Genomic DNA, 19072 nt, shown 5'->3' with positions numbered 1-19072 from the left:
ACCTGACCTCATGTCCGCCGACGATCTTGTTCTCACCAATGCCCGCATCGTTCTCGCCGACCGCGTCATCACCGGCAGCGTCGCCGTGCGTGACGGTCGCATCGCTGCCATCGACGAGGGAAGCGCCGTTAGAGGCGAGGACCTGGACGGCGACTGGCTGATCCCGGGCATCGTGGAACTTCACACCGACCACCTGGAGAACCACTACGCGCCGCGCCCGAAGGTGCGCTGGAACCCTCTCGCGTCCGTGCAGGCGCACGACGCGCAGGTGGCCGCCTCCGGTATCACCACGGTGTTCGACGCCCTCCGCGTCGGGATCGACGAGGACGCCGACCTGACGGGCCACGACATGCGCCGCCTGGCAGACGCGATCGAGGCCGGGGTCGCCGGCGATCGGTTGCGGGCCGATCACTTCATACACCTGCGCTGCGAGGTCGCGGCCGCCGACGCGCTGGAAACCTTCGAGCTCTTCGAAACCGACGATCGCGTGCGGCTCGCCTCGCTGATGGACCACACGCCGGGCCAGCGGCAGTTCACCTCGATGGACCATTACCGGATCTACTACCAGGGCAAGACCGGTATGTCGGACGACGCCTTCCTGTCCATGATCGATCGGCGCGTCCGGCAGGCCGAGACTTACTCCGCCCGCCACCGCGACGAGATCGCCGCCCGCTGCCGCGCCCGCGGCATCGTGCTCGCGTCCCACGACGATGCGACGGCCGCGCATGTGGCGGAAAGTCTGGAGCACGGCGTCACCGTGGCGGAGTTCCCGACCACCATGGAAGCCGCCAAGGCGGCCCGCGAGGGAGGGCTGTCGGTGCTGATGGGTGCGCCCAACGTCGTCCGGGGCGGCTCACACTCCGGCAACATCGCCGCCCGCACGCTCATGCAGGAAGGCCTCCTCGATATCCTCTCCTCCGACTACGTTCCCTTTTCGCTGCTCCACGCCGTGTTCATGGTGGCCGACACCATCGACGGGATCGGTGTTCCGGAGGCCGTAGCGACCGTCACGCGCAACCCCGCCGCGGCGGCGGGGCTCACGGACCGCGGCGAGATCGCCGTCGGCCGGCGGGCCGACCTCGTCCGTGTGAAACTCGACCACGAAGTCCCGCTCGTCCGCTCCGTCTGGCGCGAAGGAAAGCGGGTATCATGACGACGAGCACCACCGGAGCCTTCGTCGCGGTGGTCGGCCCCTCCGGCGTGGGCAAGGACAGCGTGATGGCGGAGGTCCGCAGGCGGCTCGGAGACGACCCGCGCTTCGTCTTTGCTCGCCGCGTCATCACCCGTGTCCCGGATGGTACGGAGGATCACGACACGATCGACGAAGCGTCCTTCGACGCTGCGGAGCGGGCGGGCGCGTTCTCGTTGTCCTGGCGGGCGCACGGCCTCGGCTACGGCATACCCGCCCGCTATGCGGACGACGTGGCGGCCGGGCGCGTGGTTGTCGCCAACCTCTCGCGGGCGGTCCTCGACGACGCCCGGCGCCGTTTCCCGCGCACGCTCGTTCTCTGCATCACCGCGCCAGCGGCGATCGTCGCAAGGCGTCTTGCCGCGAGGGGGCGCGAAAGCGCCTCCGAGATCGCCGAGCGGCTGGCCAGGGCTGAAGCGGTCCCGGCCTCCGGGCCGGGGATCGTGACTGTGGACAACGGTGGCGCCCTGGACAGCGCGGCCGCCCTCGCCGTGAGCCACCTGAACGCACTCCTGGAACCGGCTCAGTAGAGGCTGACCGGAAAGAACTTGATGTAGAGATCCTTCAACACACCGTCGGCTTCCAGGCCGCGCAGGGTTTCGTCGAGCGCGCGCTTCAGGGCCGGATTGTTCTTCGCGACCGCGATGGTCATCCCCTTGCCGAAATAGGCCGTCTCTGTATAGGCGCCACCGACGAAGGCACAGCAGTCCCGCCCTTGCGGGCCGGCCAGCCAGAACGAGGCAGGCAGCGCGCCCCCGAACACCGCCCGCGCGGTGCCAGCTCGCACCAGCGCAAGCGCCCCATCCAGGTCGTTGGTCGCCAGCCGCTTCACGTCCGGGAAGAAGTCCTTCAGGAAGCTCTCGTAACGCGTGCCCTTGGGAACCGCCACGGCCGCGCCGCGCAAACCTTCCGGCGTCGCCTCGAAGGCTTGCCCCTTGCGCATCACGAACCGTGCGGGAAGACGCAGATACGGCTCGGTATAGAGCACGAAGGTCCGCAAACCCGGCGTGTCCGCCATGCCCGCGATGATGGCATCCCCCGTGTTCTCCTGCAGCGATTGGATCAGCAGCGGGAAGGGGCGCGCCTGGACGGTGCAGGGGATCGAAAGCCGCGCGCAGATCGCCCGCGCCAGTTCCACATTGTAGCCGGTCAGTCGCCCGGTCGCGTCAACAAAGTTGAAGGGCGGAAAGTCGTCCGCCGTCAGGAACCGCAAGGCGCCCGGCCGTGCGACATCGGCCGATCCCGGTACGGCGGGCAGGAAGCGAGGAAGGGCTGCGCCTGCAGAATCAGCAGCCTGCCCGATCCCGAGGCTTGCAGTCAGAGCTAAAAGAAATATCAATAGACAGTACAACCTGGAGAATGTGCCGGTTGCAGATTTCAACATATGCGCATGCATTTTCAAGCGCTCTAACGGATTGCATCGATGGGCGATTCGATAGCCGCAGCCAACGCTAGCGAAGTCGAGCACGGCAGAAAAGCTGCTGGAGGACCAGCACGGCGATCCCGGCCGGACGATATCGCCTATCGGGCGGCGTGCCAGGAGGCCGGAGCGACCTTCACCCGGATCCCGCCGGCGGCTGCTCCGGGCAGCCCGGAGAAGCTGACCAGCCGCGCGGCCCGCCGCCTCAAGGCCAGCGTCCTGACACTTCCGGGCGGGTCGATCCGGCTGGTGCTCGCGCCGCGTCCGCACGAGCTCGACGCCGTAGCTCGACTTGCCCGGGAGCATGGTGCGCTTGTCACCACCCCGCGAAGGCTCGAGGAGGTGTTGAGGCGGTCCATCGCAGACCGTGTCATTCGAGGTGCCACGGGACTTCTGCATCGCCGCGAGCCGTCGCTTTCGGCCCGAACCTGCCCGTCACCGACGATGCGGATCCTGCTGGCGCTGATCCTCCTCCTGCTTCCGGCAGCGCTCGTCGGTGCCGGGTGGATCGTCTTCTGGGCGCTGTCGCTGGCCACCACGCTGGCTTTTCTGACCCTGACCTTGATTCGGCTTCAGGCCGCCGCCAAAGGGCGCCCGCCGGCCGAAGAGCCTGAGCCGATCCCGACCGGGGACCTGCCGACCTACACGGTGCTCGTTCCGTTGCGTCATGAGGCGGCCATGGTTCCAGGCCTGGTCCGGCGGCTGGAGGATCTGGATTATCCGCCGAGCCTCCTGGAGATACGGATCCTGGTCGAGGCGGACGATCCTCAGACCCGCGACGCCGCGGAAGCCGCCTGCCTTCGGTCGGACTTCCAGGTGATCGAGGTGCCTCCGGGGTCGCCGCGCACCAAGCCGCGGGCGCTGGAGTACGGTCTGGCCTTCACGACCGGCGAGATCGTCACGGTGTTCGACGCCGAGGACCGGCCCGCGCCGGACCAGTTGCGCAAGGCGGCTGCCGCACTGGTGCACGGTCCGCCGGATCTGGCCTGCGTTCAGGCCCGGCTCGATATCGACCGTCCCCGTACGATTCTTCAGCGCCAATTCGCTATCGAGTATGCGGCGCTGTTCGACGGCATGCTGCCCTGGCTGGCCGCCGAGCGATTGCCTCTGCCGCTGGGTGGTACGTCGAACCACTTCAAGCGCGAGGCGCTGGACTATGTCTTTGGCTGGGATCCCTACAACGTGACGGAGGACGCCGATCTCGGCGTCCGCCTCTGCCGCTACGGCCTGCACACCGGCGTCGTCTGCTCCGCGACGGGCGAGGACGCGCCGACGCGTTGGCCGGTCTGGCATCGCCAGCGCGTCCGTTGGCTGAAGGGTTGGATGGTCACCTGGCTGGTGCACTCGCGCGAGCCGCGTACGGCGATCCGGGAGATGGGTCCCCGCAACTGGTGGATGATGCAGGCCTATGCGGTGAACGCGGTGTTCGCCCCACTGCTGCACCCGGTCGGCATCGCACAACTCGTCGCGACGCTCACCGGCGTCGTCGCTCCCCCAGGTGGGGGAGAGTTCTGGCTCGACGTTCTTTGCGTCACGGTCCTCACGAGCACGCTGCTCGGATACGCCGCGGCGATGACCGCCGCCTGGCGCGTTCTCGCCAGGCACGGTCGCCGGGATCTACTGGCAGGCGTCCCAGTGCTGCCCTTCTACTGGCTGCTGGTCTCGTTTGCCGCCTGGTGTGCTGTCGTCGATCTCGTCCGGCGTCCCCATCACTGGGCGAAGACGCCGCACGAACCTGCCGAGAACGAGAACTGACGGCCGGTCAGGCTCCGGCAGCCAGCTTCTTGCGGGTGGTGTTGGGGATCTCCACGTCGACCTCCAGTGTCGACACCGCATCGCCGCGGTCGAGCTTCACCATCACCTTGTCGCGGTCGATCGGCACGTGCCGGGCGATCACCTCCAGGATCTCCTCGCGCAGCTTGGCGAGGAGGTCTGTGCCGCCCGTGGTGGACACGCGCTCGTGCGCGAGCAGGATCTGCAGCCGCTCGCGCGCCTGTGGCGCCGACGACCGTTTGCCGAAAAGGTTCAGAATGTTCATGCCACCCTCCGACCGAACAGCGAACCGAAGATGCCGCGGCGTTCGACCGGCACCTTGATCGGCACCTCGATGCCCATAAGCCGCCGCGCGGCGTCGATATAGGCCCGCGAGGGCGCGCTGTCGGGATTGCTGATCGTGACCGGTGCGCCAAGGTTGGAGGCGCTGAGCACGGCCTGGCTTTCCGGGATGATGCCGAGCAGCGGGATCGAGAGGATCTCCAGCACGTCCTCGGTCTTCAGCATCTCGCCGCGTTCGGCCCGGGCCGGGTCGTAGCGGGTGAGCAGGAGATACTTCTCCATGTGCTCGCCGCGTTCGGCGCGGATCGTCTTGGAATCGAGCAGGCCGATGATACGGTCGCTGTCGCGGACCGACGAAACCTCGGGGTTCGTGACCACGATCGCCATGTCGGCGTGGCGCATCGCCATGGTGGCGCCGCGCTCGATGCCGGCAGGGCTGTCGCAGATCACCCAGTCGAAGCGTTCGCGCAGTTCGCCGACCACGCGCGCCACGCCTTCCGGCGACAGGGCGTCCTTGTCCCTCGTCTGCGACGCGGCGAGCAGCGAGAGCGTGTCCAGGCGCTTGTCGCGGATCAGCGCCTGGTTCAGCTTCGCATCGCCCTGCACCACGTTGATGAGGTCGTAGACCACGCGCCGTTCGGCGCCCATCACTAGGTCGAGGTTCCTGAGGCCCACATCGAAATCGACGACGCAGACGTTCTCGCCGTTGAGGGCGAGTGCTGCGCCGATCGCGGCGGTTGACGTGGTCTTGCCGACGCCACCCTTTCCAGATGTCACTACCAGGACTTTAGCCATCGTCGTCTTCCTTCCGCGAACCTCAGTCGAGGCGTGTCATCATCAGGGTGTCGTCTTTGAGCCAGATCTGGACCGCCCGCCCCTTGAGGTCCTCGCTCATTTCGTCTGCCGTCTGGTAGAGACCATCGATCGCCAGCAGTTCCGCCTCCAGCTTGTGGCAGAAGATCCGCGCCAGCGGGTTGCCCGCGGAACCCGCAAGCACCCGGCCGCGCAGCGCGCCGTAGACATGGACCGATCCGCCGGCGACGATCTCGGCGCCCGAGGCCACCGAGCCGATCACCGTCACGTCGCCTTCCGGGAACACGATCGACTGGCCGGAGCGCACCGGCGCGTCGATCAGGAGGGCCGGCGTCTGCGGGGCGGGTTGCAAGGCTGTCGGCGGCGGGCTCGCGGGCGCTGGAGCGTCCGGCGATTCGTCCACGGGTTCGGGAACGTCGACCAGCCGGCCGCCGCTCATCGCCGGCGGCATGCCGAGTCCGAGAGCGGAAGCCTTCGCGCCTTCCACGCCCATCACCCGCACGCGGCGGTGGAACAGCTGGGCCACGAGATCGGCAAGCGCCGGCTTGTCGAGGCCCAGATTCGTGACGTCGAGCACCACCGCGCGCCCGATGAAGAAGCTCGGGGAGCGCTCGAGCAGATGGTCGAACTCGGCCATCCAGTCGGTGAGCGGGAGCTCCGGCTGCAGCACCAGCGCCAGGAAGGAGCGGCCGCGGAAGCGTATCGGATTTCGGGTTTTGGGGGCTGTCGCCGTGATCGTTGCCATCGCCGCACTTGAACTTGCTACTGGGCTATTTTTGCCCAGCGGATGGTTAACGAACGGTTAAGTTAACCTTTCATCCACGCCTTCTTGGCGTGATTGGGAGTGCCGACGACAGCGCCCCTCGCAGGCACGGCGCGTGCCGGTTCTGCCGCTCGCGGGCGGACCGGAAGAACTGCGGAGGGCTTTGCTTACCGCGCCCGCCCAGCCTGCGTCGCTCGGACCAGCGGCCGCACACCGGGTTCCCAAACAGGGCGGATGAGCGGCTCGACGGGAGGCTGGGTATCGGGGGAGAGGGGCGGTGGAGCGGGTGAAGGGAATCGAACCCTCGTCGTAAGCTTGGGAAGCTTCTGCTCTACCATTGAGCTACACCCGCGTCGGCTCTCTTGATCGCAGCGGAGGGCCTGTCCTGTCAAGCGGCCGTGTGTCGGCGGGAAGGTCCTCCTGGCAGGCGAGCGGACCGCCTCGTCATCCGTCCTGCGGAACGGCCGCCTCCGGCCCGAGGGCGTTTCCGGCGCTCAGCACCCTGCCCAGTCCCAGACCGGCGAGGAGGGCCAGCACGAAGATCGCAGCCGACGCGGAGCCGAGGCCGAGCCCGACGAAGGCCGGGCCGGGGCAGTAGCCGACCAGACCCCAGCCGACGCCGAACAGCGCCGCCCCGCCGATCAGGCGCCCGTCGATCCCGGTCGTGCGCGGCAGGTCGAACCTGTCGGCCAACAGCGGGCGCGGAGGGCGCAGCGCGAACCGGTAGCCGATCGCGGTCGTCAGCACGGCGCCTCCCATCACGAAGGCGAGACTGGGATCCCACGTCCCAGCAATATCGAGGAAGTTGAGCACCTTGGCCGGATCCGCCATGCCCGAAAGGAGCAGGCCGGCGCCGAAGAGGAGGCCCGAGACGAGAGCGGTGGCGATCTCTTTCAATGGTATGCCCCTCACCCTGCGAGATGCCGGACGGCGAACACGGTCAGTCCTGCCGTGGCCATGAAGGTCGCCACCGCCGCGAGCGAGCGCACGGAGAAGCGCGCCAGCCCGCACACGCCATGCCCGCTGGTGCAGCCCGATCCGAGCACCGTCCCGACGCCGACCAGCAGACCGCCGAAGACCAGCGTGGATCCATCCGTTGTGACGGTCTGCGTGATCTCGATCCGGAGAACCCATCCGGCGACCGCCGCGGCGCCGACGAGCCCCGCGAGAAAGGCGATCCGCCAGCTGGCCGGCCCCGACCACGGCGGCAGCAGGCCCGCTGCGATGCCGCTGACCCCGGCGATCCGGCCCTGCAGCGCCATCAGCAGCACTGCGGAAAGTCCGATCAGGACCCCGCCGGCAAAGGAGGCGATTGGCGTGAAATCGGTGGGCAAGGCAGACCTCCGGCTCGTGCTGTCAACGACACCAACGATGTCAGACCTTGGCCGTCCGGTGAAGTGGTCGCCGTCGCGCCCGCTCCCGTCGCCGTGGAATGAAATTTCATGGAAAGGAGGACTGAAAGCACCGGAGACAGGAACAAGCACCCGGGTCGTCCGTTCCGGTCTGTCAGCCAACCAAAGGACGAACCCTATGTTCCTACGCATAGACAGGTTGCAGGTCGAGCTTCCAGCTCCGACCCGCCAGGACCCCAACGCCGCGGCAGCCCTGCAGGAGTTGCTCGGAGGCAAGTACGGCGAGATGTCGACGCTTGGGAACTATATGTTCCAGAGCTTCAATTTCAGGTCGAAGAACAAGCTGAAGCCGTTCTACAGCCTGGTCGCGGCGATCACCGCGGAGGAACTCGGCCATGTCGAGCTCGTCAGCAACGGTGTCGCAATGCTGAACAACGGTCCCGACAACGGCGGCGACGAGACGGACGGCGGTGACATCTCCGGCGCACCCTTCGAAGACATGAAGGACATCCGCCTCGCTGCCGCGTTCCTGTCCGGCGGCGGCGGCGCCATGCCGGTCAACAGCAATGGCCAGTCCTGGAACAACGACTTCATCACGACCACGGGAAATGTCGTGCTCGATCTGCTGCACAATTTCCATCTGGAATGCGGCGCCCGCCTGCACAAGCTGCGGGTCTACGAAACGCTGACCGATCCGGCCGGGCGCGAGGTCTGCGGTTACCTTCTCGTGCGTGGCTCGGTGCACGCCCATGCCTATGCGCTTGCGCTGAAGAAGATCACGGGCGTCGACATCGACAAGATGCTGCCCACGCCCAACATTCCGCTGAGCAAGATCCCGGAATGCCAGAAGTACCTGGACGAGGGTTCCCACCGCCGCCTCTATACCTTCAGTCCCGACGACTACAAGGAAATGGCCGGGATCTGGGGCAACGGCGAGGTGGCGCTGCCCGACGATCCCCCGGGCGAACTCCAGGTCGTCGACGGCATGCCGGAAGGCGGCAAGATCCATCAGCTGACCGGCGTGCCCTCGGCCTTCACCCCGGACTATGCCCCCGAGGAGATGTTCGAGATCGCCAGCAAGCTCTACAAGGCGTCCCGCTAAGAGGTCGCCGGATCGGATCCCGTCCCCCCGCATGACAGGGACGGGAGCGTTGGCCCGGACCGGAGCCCCTGGCGGCAAGGAGCCGCCTTGGGCACCGCCCTCAGCGAAAATGCTTGGAAAGCTTCAGGCCTTGCGCCTGGTAGTTCGATCCGATGCCCTGGCCGTAGAGCGTGCGGGGTTCCTCCTGCATCCGTTCGTAGACCAGGCGTCCGATGGTCTGGCCGTGATCCAGGATGAAGGGAACCTCGTGGCTGCGCACCTCAAGCACGGCGCGGGACCCGGATCCGCCGGCTGCCGCATGGCCGAACCCGGGATCGAAGAAGCCGGCGTAGTGAACGCGGAACTCGCCCACCAGCGGATCGATCGCGACCATCTCGGCCGCGGTGGTCGGCGGCACGTGTACCGCTTCGCGCGAGACGAGGATGTAGAATTCGTCGGGGTCGAGCACGAGAGAAGGCTCCCCACGCGCCAGGATCGGCTCCCAGAAGTCGAGCATGTCATGCGCGCCCTTCTTGTCCACGTCGATCACCGCGGAATGCCGCTTGGCCCGGTAGCCGACCAGCGAGCCCGGTCCGTCCCGCTTCAGGTCGATGGAAAGCGTGAGCCCGTTTTCGAACACGGCAGGGTCGGTGTCGACCAGCGGCGTCGTCTCGTGCAAGTCCACTAGTTCGTCGTCGGTGAGACGCGCGTCTCCGGTCCGGAAGCGGATCTGCGACAGCCGCGACCCGCGGCGCACGAGCACCGGGAAGGTCCGCGGGCTGATCTCCACGTAGAGAGGGCCGCGATACCCCGCCGCGATCGTGTCGAAGGCCGCGCCATTGTCCGTGATCACGCGCGTGAACACATCGAGCCGCCCCGTCGAGCTCTTCGGGTTGGCGGAGGCGGAAACGTGGGCCGGCAGCGCCAGCCGTTCCAGCACCGGCACCAGGTAGACGCAGCCGGTCTCCAGCACCGCGCCCTCGCTGAGGTCGATGGTGTGCAGCTTCAGCCGGTCGAGCTTGTCCAGAACCGTCGCATGCGGGCCCGGCAGGAAGCTCGCCCGCAGCCGATGCGCCACGCTGCCGAGGCGGATGTCCAGGCTGGCAGGCTGGATCTGGTCTCCCTCGACGGAATCCGGCGACTGGATCGCGCCGCGGGCGATCAGGTCTTCGATCCGGTGGGCCGGAAGAATGCCGGCAGGGGCGGAGGACATGGCGTCTCGGGGGTAGGTGGGCAACGATCGTCCCGGGGTATTAGCCCATGACGGGGCCAATTGCACCAATCCACTCGGCCAATATCGGGCTCGCCGCTGTCTACCGTCAGGCCGACGCCCTATCTTATTGGAGCATGCGCGCCGAAGATCTTCTCTCGCTCGATGCTGCCGGGCTCTATTGCGCCGCGGGCGGCTTCCATATCGACCCGGTGCGACCGGTGGCGCGGGCGGTCGTGACCCACGGTCACTCCGATCATGCCCGATCCGGCCATCGGGCCGTGCTCGCGACGCCGGAGACGATCGCCATCATGGCGACGCGCTATGGCGAGGATTTCACCGTGGCGCGCCAGTCCGCGGAGTATGGCGAGACGGTCCGCATCGGCGAGGTGGACGTCACGCTGTACCCGGCCGGCCATGTGCTCGGGTCGGCCCAGATCCTCCTGGAGTGGCGCGGCCTGCGCGTTGTCGTCTCAGGCGACTACAAGCGCCAGGCCGATCCGACCGCGGCAGCCTTCGTGCCGGTCCGCTGCCACGCTTTCGTGACGGAGGCGACCTTCGCGCTGCCGGTCTTCCGCCATCCGCCGGTCCGTGGCGAGATCGCCAAGCTGCTGGACAGCCACGCGCTCTTCCCAGACAGGACCCACATCGTCGGCGCCTACGCGCTCGGCAAGGCGCAACGGGTGATCGCGCTGATCCGGGAGGCCGGCTACGACGCGCCGATCCTCATCCACGGCGGCCTGGACCGGCTCTGCCGTCTTTATGCCGAACGAGGCGTCGACCTAGGCCCGCTCGAGGCAGTCGCCGGCCGGGCAAAAGCCGACCTGGCCGGCCGCATCGTGCTCTGTCCGCCCTCGGCGACCCAGGATCTCTGGGCCCGCCGTTTCGCCGACCCGGTGACCGCCTTCGCCAGCGGCTGGATGCGCGTCCGCGCCCGGGCCCGCCAGAAGGGGGCCGAACTGCCGCTCGTCATCTCGGACCACTCGGATTGGGACGACCTCTGCGACACCATCTTGGAGACGGGCGCCGAGGAGGTCTGGGTCACCCACGGGCAGGAGGACGCTCTGGTCCACTGGTGCGGCACGCAAGGCATCCGCGCCAAGCCGCTCAACCTCATCGGATACGGCGACGAGGAGGAGGGCGAAGGGGTTGCCGCAGGCGGCGCGGCCGGTTGAGCCCGAGTGGCGCCTGGAAGGGTCGCCGGTTCACCCCTCGGCAACCCTTCGTTCCGAAGCTACGTTGAGCAGACATGAACCGCTTCGCCGCCCTCCTCGACCGCCTTGCCTACGAACCGCGTCGCAACGCCAAGATTGCGCTCGTCGAGGCATACCTCCGATCCGAGCCGGATCCGGACCGTGGCTATGGTCTGGCAGCGCTCACCGGCGGCCTTGTTTTTCATCACGCCAAGCCCGGCCTGATCCGCGCTCTGATCGCCGAGCGCGTCGACCCCGTCCTCTTCGCGATGTCCTATGACTATGTCGGCGACCTCTCCGAGACCGTCTCGCTGCTGTGGCCGACCCCGGAGGCGACGCCCAACGAGCCGCCGCCTGGTCTGGCCGAGGTAGTCCTGGCGCTTCGGAGCGCCGGCAAGGTCGACATCCCCCGTCTGCTCGCGCGCTGGCTCGATCTCCTCGACGAGACCGGCCGTTTCGCGCTGCTCAAGCTGATCACGGGCGCGCTGCGCATCGGCGTCTCTTCCCGGCTCGCCAAGACGGCGGTCGCAAGGCTCGGCGGCCGCGAACCCGACGAGGTCGAGGAGGTCTGGCACGGCCTGGAGCCGCCGTACCGTGCGCTCTTCGATTGGATCGAGGGGAGGGGGCCGCGACCGGAGGCGGTCGACCCGGCCCCGTTTCGCCCGCCGATGCTCGCGCACGCGCTGGAGGAGCGGGACGCGGCGGAGAACGATCCGGCCCTGTTCCGGGCGGAGTGGAAGTGGGACGGCATCCGCGTCCAGGCGGCAGCCGGGACGATGGCCGATGGCCGCCGGGTCCAGCGCCTGTTTTCCCGGTCCGGCGAGGATCTCTCCGGCGCCTTTCCCGATCTCCTGGAGCGGCTGACCTTTGACGGGGCGATCGACGGTGAGCTCCTGGTGATGATCGACGGTCGCGTCCAGCCTTTCGCCACCCTGCAGCAGCGGCTGAACCGGAAGACGGTGACGCCGAAGCTGCTCGCCGAAATGCCGGCCGCCATTCGCGCCTACGATCTTCTGGCGGAGGGCGGCGAGGATATCCGCGCTTTGCCATTCGACGACCGGCGCACCCGGCTGGAAGCCTTCGTCGCGGCGATCGGCGACCCCTTGATCGACCTTTCGCCGATGATCCCCTTCGAGACCTGGGAGGATCTAGCCGCTGCCCGGTCCGATCCCTCCGCCCATGGCGCGGGGGCGGACGCCGAGGCCGTGGAGGGCGTCATGATCAAGCGCGCGGCCGCACCCTACGTGCCGGGCCGCGTCAAGGGCGAGTGGTTCAAGTGGAAGCGCGACCCCTACAATGTCGACGCCGTGCTCATGTACGCCCAGCGCGGCCACGGCAAGCGCTCGTCCTTCTACTCCGACTACACCTTCGGCGTCTGGAAGCCCAACGGCGAAACGCGCGAACTGGTACCGGTCGGCAAGGCCTATTTCGGCTTCACCGACGAGGAACTGAAGGAGATCGACCGCTTCGTTCGCAACAACACCGTCAACCGCTTCGGCCCCGTGCGAGAGGTGGTGCATACGGCTGAGCAGGGCTTGGTGATCGAAGTCGCCTTCGAGGGCCTCAATCGCTCCACGCGTCACAAGTCGGGTGTCGCCATGCGCTTCCCCCGCGTCGCGCGGCTGCGCTGGGACAAGAAGCCGGCCGACGCGGACGAGATTGCGGTGCTGCTCGCCATGCTGCCGGAGGCCTGAGGCCCCGGTCGACGGTCCGCAAGGCCGATCCCAAATTCGTGATCCGACGCGGGATCAGCTGGCGGAAGACGACCCCACCGGCTGCTTGCCCATCCGACCGGCATCCTCGGCGTGAACGGGCGTGATCGCCGTCCTGAAAGCATGAGGCACGAATGCCGCCGGTTGCAGGCCGTTGATCGAGCGAGCTGGAAGCCCAAGCTCACGGCTCGATCCCGGCGTCGTGAGCGGATCGGGATCGTGACGTGAACGATCACATTCAAAATAACAGATTGTTCAACGCAGCAGGCCTTTCACTGCGCCCAGTCGAGGTCTATCTCAGCGTCATCGGACACGACGCGACCCGTCGAACTCAAGTCGAATTATCGATTGGATGACGAGCCGGCGCCTGAGTGTCTGAAGAGTGAAAATAGAGGATTGTCTATCATGAAGTCCAAGATCTTTGCTGCGGTCGCCGTTGCCGCCATCGCCTTCGCCTCGACTGCCAGCGCTCAGGGCTGGGATCCGGCGAATTCTCCGTCTGATCTTCAGATCCAGCGTCAGGCACTGAAGGGCTCCACCTCCGGCAGCGCTGTCGCCACCAGCGGCAGCTTCACCGCTGGCCCCCAGGTCTGGGATCCGGCGAACAGCCCCCGTGACATCGAGCTCGAGGCACGCGGCAACGCTCTGAAGACCCAGGCTCCGGCCGACTTCACCTACCGGGCTCCGGTTTGGGATCCGGCCAACGACTGAGCCGTCAGGCTTGTTCGGAGCAGCCACGCGGCTCCGTGAAGGAAGGGCGCCGACATTCATGTCGGCGCCCTCTTTTGCGTCTGGATGGCGGGTCAGGCGCGCGCCACGATGAGGCAGTCCACCACCGCGAAATAGTGGCACGCCGCGCCGGCTACCACGAAGCCGTGCCATATCGCGTTCTGGAACTTCAGCGAATCCCAGACGTGGAAGATCACGCCAGCTGAATAGATCACCCCACCGACCACGATCAGGCCGAGCGTCGTGGATGACAGGTGAAGCGCGAGGTCGGAGAACACCACCGCTCCGCTCCAGCCGAGCGCGAGGTAGAGCCCGATGGTCAGCCGGTCGAACCGGCCGGGCAGGGCGCACTTGATCAACACCCCCAGGAGAGCCGTGCCCCAGATCACCACGAACAGGCTGACGGAAAGGGGGCCGTAGGGCAACTGCGACAGGAAAGGTGTGTATGTGGCGGCGATCAGCACGAAGATCGCGGAATGATCGAACCGCCGCAAAAACCACTTGGCCGGCGACACCGGCCAGAGATTGTAGAGGAAGGACGCCGACAGCATCGCCACCAGGCCGCCGCCGTAGACGGTGGCGACGGCGACATCGGTCGCGCCGCCCTTGACCGCGGTCAGCGTGACCAGGGCGGCGATGCCGACCAGCGCGAAGACCAGGCCGACGCCATGCACGATGGCATCTGCGATGATCTCCGCCTTGCTGTAGGTCCAGGGGATCATGCGCGCTCCATCCTCACCGATTCCATGCGTCTATGCGCATGCTTTGAGGAGAAGGGTCGCAGAACATGCCCGGCGCCTCAACCGGGCATTTCAACTAGGCGGCTCTGACGTCCACGGACTTGGGGTCCATGTGGAACACGTCCGCGAGGTGCCAGCGCAGTTCGCGCGGCGAGGCGTAGTCGTAGGTGCGATCGATCATGTGGCTGACGTCGCGGCGGGTGCGGTCGCTGATGTTCAGTCGACGGACCCGGAAACGCAGGCCCTCCGCTGTCTCGCGGACGGCCGTAGGTGTGTACTCGAACTTCATTTTTCTCTTCTGTTGGTCTTGGGATCCGCGGCATCGCCGCGGATCCGGTCTGCCTGAGGTGCGTTGATTACGCGGCCTTCAGGTTGTCCGCGGAGGACTTGCCGGTGCGGCGGTCCTTGACGATCTCGTAGGAGACCTTCTGGCCTTCGCCGAGGCCCTGGAGGCCGGAGCGCTCAACAGCCGAAACGTGAACGAACACGTCCGGGCCGCCGTTGTCCGGCTGGATGAATCCGTAGCCCTTGGTCGCGTTGAACCACTTCACGGTGCCGACGTTCATGGGAGTTTTCCCTTTGTCTTGAATACGTTTAATCATTGCTCCGCCACCGGATGAGGGCAGCGTCGCGGAGGAGTGCCGATTTTGGGGAAAGTCGCTCAGAACGCCGCGCAAAGGCGGCGAGGCCGATCGTCTGGCCAAATCGATGATCCGAATATGGTCGAGACCGTCCGATGAGACAAGGCCTTGGTGCGAAGAAAACCGGAGATCAATCTGAGGTGGCAACGGTCGTGCATGCGCGCCGCCCTTCCGCAGCGCAGGATCCCGCTGTTTTCGCAGGGTTTGCTTGACCGCAGGGGACAATTCACCTAAACCGCAAGTCACGTGGTTCTTTGAGCCGGCCGGCTTGCCGCCACGTTAAATATGGATGCTAAAAGGCCGGGACGGACGTCTTCTCATGAGACCCCGGCTCGGCGTGAACCGCCCGCCGGGGTTTTGTCTTTCCGGCGTGCCGCCTGATTGAAGCGCCCGCGCGGCGCCGACCGGAACCCAAACCATGACTGCCGACAAGTCCCGCACCTGGCACCCCGATACCGCTCTCGTCCACGGCGGAACGCTCCGTTCGCCCTTCGGCGAAACCTCCGAGGCGATGTTCCTCACCCAGGGCTATGTCTACGAGAGCGCGGAGGAGGCCGAGGCGCGGTTTCTGAACCTGTCGCCGGGCTACCAGTATTCGCGGTTCTCAAACCCCACCGTCACCATGTTCGAGGAGCGCATGGCGATGATGGAAGGCGCGGAGGTGGCCCGCGCCACGGCGACCGGCATGGCGGCGGTGACAGCGGCCATGCTGTCCCAGCTCTCCGCGGGCGATCACGTCGTGGCGGCCAAGGCGCTTTTCGGGTCCTGCCGCTATGTCGTGGAGGACCTCTGTCCCCGCTTCGGCATCCAGTCGACGCTGGTCGACGGCCGTGATCTCGACGCCTGGAAGAAGGCGGTCCAGCCGAACACCAAGGCCTTCTTCCTGGAAAGCCCCACCAACCCGACATTGGAAGTGGTGGACATCGCTGCCGTCGCCGACATCGCCCACGAGGCGGGCGCGCGGCTCGTGGTGGACAACGTCTTCGCCACGCCGATCTGGCAGAAGCCGCTGCAACTCGGCGCCGACGTGGTGGTGTACTCCGCCACCAAGCACATCGACGGCCAGGGCCGCTGCCTCGGCGGCGTGGTGCTGTGCGACAAGGAGTTCCTGGACAAGTATCTCCAGGTCTTCATCCGCCAGACCGGCCCCTCCCTGTCGCCGTTCAACGCCTGGGTGCTCCTCAAGGGTCTGGAGACGCTGTCGCTGCGCGTCGAGCGGCAGACCTCCACCGCCGAGCAGATCGCCGCCGCGCTGCGCGACCATCCCGCCGTCGGTCGCGTGATCTACCCGGGAAGCCCCGACCACCCGCAGGCCGACATCTGCGCCAAGCAGATGATCCGCGGCTCCACCATGGTCGCCTTCGAGGTGAAGGGCGGCAAGGAGGCGGCCTTCCGCACCGCCAACGGGCTGAAGATCGTCAAGATCTCCAACAACCTGGGCGATGCCAAAAGCCTCGTCACCCATCCGTCGACCACCACGCACCAGCGCCTTTCCGAAGACGCGCGGCTGGAACTCGGCATCAGCCCGGGCCTGCTGCGTTTGTCCGTCGGCCTGGAATACCCGGGTGACCTGATCGGCGACCTCACGACAGCCCTCAACGGCGCCGGAAGTGCCCGTCTGGCGGCGGAATAGGCGTTTGCCATCGGCGGATCATCGCAGGGCCGACGCGCCCGCGATGATCCGTGCCGCCGCGGATGCGGCCGTCAGCGCGGCAAAGCCGACCGCCAGGGCGGGAAACCACGTGGGGAACAGGCACATCGCGGCGAAGACTGCGATGGTTTCCGCGCCCTCGGCGATCCCGGCGAGATAGTAGAGCGACTTGCGCCCCTGCGCCTCGGTCTTCAGTCCGCGCTTCTCGGCCAAGGCCGCGAAGGCCAGGAACGCCGCCCCGTTGATATAGAACGCGGCGAGCAGCAATGCGGCCGGAAGGCCGTTCGCCGGCGGGTCGACCACGGCAAAGCCGAGCGGCACCAGGCCGTAGAACGTGAAATCCAGCGAAATGTCCAGGAACCCGCCGCGGTCGGTCCGCCCCACCGCCCGGGCGATCGCCCCGTCGACCCCGTCCGCCAGACGGTTGAGGCCGATCAGGAGAAAGGCGGCGAGAAACCAACCGAGCGCGATCGCCCCGGCTGCCAACACACCGACGCCGAACCCGACGATCGTGACCTGGTCCGCCGTCCAGCCGCGCGCGGCGAGAGAGAGCCCGATCCGGTCGAGCGGCGGGTCGATGAGAGGGCGGATCCGAGCATCGAACATGGCATCACGCAAAGGAAAGGCCGGCTACGGTCTTCCTAGCCGCAGCCTCGGCTCGGCGAAATAGCCCCTCGCATCACGTCTGCGCCAGTCTTGTCGAATTGGCAGCGAAGTGTTCGTGACCGGCTTGCCCACGGCATCGGATCGGGTCCACTCTGCGATCGAAAAATGCCGGCGCGAACGAAGGAGAGGTCATGTTCCGAGCCGTCACCCGCGACATCGCCGTATCCGTCACGCCCGCCTATCTGCCGCAGGAATCGAACCCGGACGGTGCGCACTACGTGTGGTCGTACCACGTCCTTATCGAGAACGGCGGACCGATCACCGTCCAGCTTCTCTCCCGCCGGTGGCTGATCACCGACGGCCACGGCATCCGCCGCGAAGTCGCCGGACGCGGCGTGGTGGGCCTGCAGCCGACCATCCGGCCGGGCGGCCGCTTCGAATACACCAGCGGTTGCCCGCTCTCCACGCCCACCGGCATCATGGTCGGCACCTACCGGATGGTGACCGAACTCGGCGAGCTGTTCGACGTGGAGATCCCGGCCTTTTCCCTCGACATGCCCGACGTCGAGCGGGTGCTGAACTGATCGCCACCCTTGCGGGAGGCCCACCCTCGTGACTATGTCTGGCTCGTGCGTCTGACCGAACCGGAGTGTCCATGTCCTCGAACGCCGTCACCCGCTTTCTCGGCGACTCGCCTCTCCGGGTCCTGGTTCGCCTCGTCTTCCTGTCCTTCATCGTCGGCGTTGTCATGGCCGCACTCGGCCTGGAGCCCTACGACATCATCGACAGCATCTTCGACATGGTCCGTCGCATCTACAGCATGGGCTTCGAGGCGATCGACAAGGTGCTCCGCTACTTCCTGCTCGGCGCCGTGATCGTCGTGCCGCTCTGGCTGCTCTCCCGGCTCTTCAAGGCGGGATCTGCGCGCGGCCCCTGATCACCCGGATCAGGCGAACGCGCGCGCAGTCCGGTGCAGCGTCGCATGGCGCTTCGCAAGGCGATCGACGTCCGTGTCGTAGCCGCCCCCGATGACGCCGACGAGCGGCAGTCCCCGTGACCGCACCGCTTCCATCACCCGGTAGTCGCGGCTCGCAAGGCCAGCATCACTGAGCGCAAGCCTGCCGAGGCGGTCGTCCTCGTGCGGATCCACCCCGGCGTTGTAGAAGACGATGTCGGCACCGGCGGCGTCGATCGTCCGGTCCAGGATCTGGTCCAGCACGTCGAGGTAGCCGCTGTCGCCGAGCCGGTCGGCAAGACCCAGATCGATCGACGAGGGAATCTTGCGCACGGGATAGTTCCTCTCGGCATGGATCGAGAGTGTCACCACCCGATCGTCGCCGGCGAAGATGTCCGCCGTCCCGTCCCCCTGGTGGACGTCGAGATCGAGGACCAGGACCCGCGAAACCGCCCGCTCGGCGAGCAGGACGGAGGCCGCGACCGCGACGTCGTTGAAGACGCAGAACCCTGCGCCCTGTTCGCGGCGAGCATGATGGCTGCCGCCGGCGGTGTTGAGCGCGATGCCGTGCGCCAGGGCGAGCCGGGCCGCCAGCACAGTACCCCCCGTCGCGGCCTGCGCGCGGCGGGCGACGCTGGGGTTCATCGGAAACCCGATCTCGCGCGCCACCCTCGGCTCCATGTTGCCTTCGATCACCGCGTCCACGTAGGCGGGGGCGTGGGCGAGCCGAAGCCACTCGGGACGGGCGAGTTCGGGTACCTGGAAACCGCCGGGCGCGACGATTCCCTCCTCCACCAGGACCTCGGCGAGGCGGCCGAACTTGCCCATCGGGAAGCGGTGGTCTGCGGGTATCTCGGCTTGGTAGGCGGGATGATGGACGATCGGCAGCATGTCGCTCTGAGTGTGGCGCGGGCCGCCCGTTTGTCCAGAGCCTCGCCCGCGATCGGACACGGACCGGAACG

The 19072-nt window shown here is 67.1% G+C and carries 22 protein-coding genes, 1 tRNA gene and 1 riboswitch; of the genes, 10 read left to right on the top strand and 13 right to left on the bottom strand.

Annotated elements, in window-relative coordinates; all coding sequences use genetic code 11:
- Positions 1 to 10 precede the first annotated feature (10 nt).
- Positions 11 to 1153, top strand: coding sequence for an alpha-D-ribose 1-methylphosphonate 5-triphosphate diphosphatase (locus HZ321_RS02765; protein WP_181699976.1), 1143 nt, complete (start codon positions 11 to 13; stop codon positions 1151 to 1153).
- Positions 1150 to 1719: a phosphonate metabolism protein/1,5-bisphosphokinase (PRPP-forming) PhnN gene (gene phnN, locus HZ321_RS02760; RefSeq protein WP_181699974.1), complete on the top strand. Its 570-nt coding sequence runs from the start codon at positions 1150 to 1152 to the stop codon at positions 1717 to 1719. Before HZ321_RS02765 ends, phnN begins: the two co-directional genes overlap by 4 nt.
- Here the strand turns inward: phnN and HZ321_RS02755 are convergent.
- Positions 1713 to 2657: a transporter substrate-binding domain-containing protein gene (locus HZ321_RS02755; RefSeq protein WP_181699972.1), complete on the bottom strand. Its 945-nt coding sequence runs from the start codon at positions 2655 to 2657 to the stop codon at positions 1713 to 1715. The genes phnN and HZ321_RS02755 overlap by 7 nt on opposite strands.
- Here HZ321_RS02755 and HZ321_RS02750 point away from each other — a divergent pair.
- Complete coding sequence (locus tag HZ321_RS02750) at positions 2613 to 4364, top strand: glycosyltransferase (protein WP_181699970.1); 1752 nt, start codon at positions 2613 to 2615, stop codon at positions 4362 to 4364. The genes HZ321_RS02755 and HZ321_RS02750 overlap by 45 nt on opposite strands.
- Positions 4365 to 4371: 7 nt before the next feature.
- On the opposite strand, the gene minE is transcribed toward HZ321_RS02750, so the two are convergent.
- The 6 genes from minE to HZ321_RS02720 form a co-directional block, all read right to left on the bottom strand.
- The gene (gene minE / locus HZ321_RS02745; RefSeq protein ID WP_181699968.1) at positions 4372 to 4647 is read right to left on the bottom strand and encodes a cell division topological specificity factor MinE; all 276 of its coding nucleotides are present in this window, start codon (positions 4645 to 4647) and stop codon (positions 4372 to 4374) included.
- The gene (gene minD, locus HZ321_RS02740) at positions 4644 to 5459 is read right to left on the bottom strand and encodes a septum site-determining protein MinD (protein ID WP_181699966.1); all 816 of its coding nucleotides are present in this window, start codon (positions 5457 to 5459) and stop codon (positions 4644 to 4646) included. Before minD ends, minE begins: the two co-directional genes overlap by 4 nt.
- A 22-nt stretch (positions 5460 to 5481) precedes the next feature.
- On the bottom strand, positions 5482 to 6222 hold the full coding sequence (gene minC, locus HZ321_RS02735) for a septum site-determining protein MinC (RefSeq protein WP_181699964.1): 741 nt from the start codon (positions 6220 to 6222) through the stop codon (positions 5482 to 5484).
- 296 nt (positions 6223 to 6518) lie between these two features.
- A tRNA-Gly gene (locus HZ321_RS02730) sits at positions 6519 to 6592 on the bottom strand.
- A gap of 92 nt (positions 6593 to 6684) precedes the next feature.
- Positions 6685 to 7137, bottom strand: coding sequence for a DUF6691 family protein (locus HZ321_RS02725; protein ID WP_181699962.1), 453 nt, complete (start codon positions 7135 to 7137; stop codon positions 6685 to 6687).
- A gap of 11 nt (positions 7138 to 7148) precedes the next feature.
- On the bottom strand, positions 7149 to 7574 hold the full coding sequence (locus HZ321_RS02720; protein WP_244635540.1) for a YeeE/YedE family protein: 426 nt from the start codon (positions 7572 to 7574) through the stop codon (positions 7149 to 7151).
- A gap of 196 nt (positions 7575 to 7770) precedes the next feature.
- On the opposite strand from HZ321_RS02720, the gene HZ321_RS02715 reads away from it, so the two are divergent.
- Positions 7771 to 8694, top strand: coding sequence for a manganese catalase family protein (locus tag HZ321_RS02715; RefSeq protein ID WP_181699958.1), 924 nt, complete (start codon positions 7771 to 7773; stop codon positions 8692 to 8694).
- Between the two features lie 100 nt (positions 8695 to 8794).
- On the opposite strand, the gene HZ321_RS02710 is transcribed toward HZ321_RS02715, so the two are convergent.
- A complete protein-coding gene (locus tag HZ321_RS02710; RefSeq protein ID WP_181699956.1) occupies positions 8795 to 9886 on the bottom strand; it encodes a 2'-deoxycytidine 5'-triphosphate deaminase in 1092 nt (363 codons plus the stop codon).
- A gap of 134 nt (positions 9887 to 10020) precedes the next feature.
- Here HZ321_RS02710 and HZ321_RS02705 point away from each other — a divergent pair, with 134 nt between their 5' ends.
- From HZ321_RS02705 to HZ321_RS02695, 3 genes are all read left to right on the top strand, one after another.
- Positions 10021 to 11058 (top strand): ligase-associated DNA damage response exonuclease, encoded by a 1038-nt coding sequence (locus tag HZ321_RS02705; RefSeq protein ID WP_181699954.1) that lies wholly within the window; start codon positions 10021 to 10023, stop codon positions 11056 to 11058.
- 74 nt (positions 11059 to 11132) lie between these two features.
- Positions 11133 to 12770 carry a cisplatin damage response ATP-dependent DNA ligase gene (locus HZ321_RS02700; protein ID WP_181699952.1) on the top strand — a complete coding sequence of 546 codons (1638 nt, stop codon included), beginning with the start codon at positions 11133 to 11135 and terminating at the stop codon, positions 12768 to 12770.
- 423 nt (positions 12771 to 13193) lie between these two features.
- Positions 13194 to 13499: a hypothetical protein gene (locus HZ321_RS02695; protein ID WP_181699950.1), complete on the top strand. Its 306-nt coding sequence runs from the start codon at positions 13194 to 13196 to the stop codon at positions 13497 to 13499.
- 92 nt (positions 13500 to 13591) lie between these two features.
- Here the strand turns inward: HZ321_RS02695 and trhA are convergent, their stop codons facing one another.
- The 3 genes from trhA to HZ321_RS02680 form a co-directional block, all read right to left on the bottom strand.
- Entirely contained in the window at positions 13592 to 14239 is a 648-nt protein-coding gene (trhA, locus tag HZ321_RS02690; RefSeq protein ID WP_181699948.1) for a PAQR family membrane homeostasis protein TrhA, read from the bottom strand.
- Between the two features lie 94 nt (positions 14240 to 14333).
- Positions 14334 to 14546, bottom strand: coding sequence for a hypothetical protein (locus HZ321_RS02685; RefSeq protein WP_181699947.1), 213 nt, complete (start codon positions 14544 to 14546; stop codon positions 14334 to 14336).
- 67 nt (positions 14547 to 14613) lie between these two features.
- A complete protein-coding gene (locus HZ321_RS02680) occupies positions 14614 to 14823 on the bottom strand; it encodes a cold-shock protein (protein WP_181699945.1) in 210 nt (69 codons plus the stop codon).
- 311 nt (positions 14824 to 15134) lie between these two features.
- Positions 15135 to 15214, top strand: a riboswitch (SAM riboswitch).
- 102 nt (positions 15215 to 15316) lie between these two features.
- Here HZ321_RS02680 and HZ321_RS02675 point away from each other — a divergent pair.
- Positions 15317 to 16531 carry an O-succinylhomoserine sulfhydrylase gene (locus HZ321_RS02675; protein WP_181699943.1) on the top strand — a complete coding sequence of 405 codons (1215 nt, stop codon included), beginning with the start codon at positions 15317 to 15319 and terminating at the stop codon, positions 16529 to 16531.
- Between the two features lie 18 nt (positions 16532 to 16549).
- On the opposite strand, the gene HZ321_RS02670 is transcribed toward HZ321_RS02675, so the two are convergent.
- A complete protein-coding gene (locus HZ321_RS02670; protein ID WP_181699941.1) occupies positions 16550 to 17155 on the bottom strand; it encodes a CDP-alcohol phosphatidyltransferase family protein in 606 nt (201 codons plus the stop codon).
- Between the two features lie 191 nt (positions 17156 to 17346).
- On the opposite strand from HZ321_RS02670, the gene apaG reads away from it, so the two are divergent.
- Together apaG and HZ321_RS02660 are read left to right on the top strand one after the other, a co-directional pair.
- Positions 17347 to 17739: a Co2+/Mg2+ efflux protein ApaG gene (gene apaG, locus HZ321_RS02665; protein WP_181699939.1), complete on the top strand. Its 393-nt coding sequence runs from the start codon at positions 17347 to 17349 to the stop codon at positions 17737 to 17739.
- Between the two features lie 71 nt (positions 17740 to 17810).
- Entirely contained in the window at positions 17811 to 18092 is a 282-nt protein-coding gene (locus HZ321_RS02660) for a DUF6460 domain-containing protein (protein ID WP_181699937.1), read from the top strand.
- 9 nt (positions 18093 to 18101) lie between these two features.
- Here HZ321_RS02660 and HZ321_RS02655 read toward each other — a convergent pair whose 3' ends face one another.
- Entirely contained in the window at positions 18102 to 19001 is a 900-nt protein-coding gene (locus HZ321_RS02655) for a histone deacetylase family protein (protein WP_181699935.1), read from the bottom strand.
- Between the last annotated feature and the right edge of the window lie 71 nt (positions 19002 to 19072).

Source organism: Chthonobacter albigriseus (assembly GCF_013839445.1).
Lineage (GTDB): Bacteria > Pseudomonadota > Alphaproteobacteria > Rhizobiales > Pleomorphomonadaceae > Chthonobacter > Chthonobacter albigriseus.
This window is presented reverse-complemented; position numbering and strand designations above follow the sequence as displayed.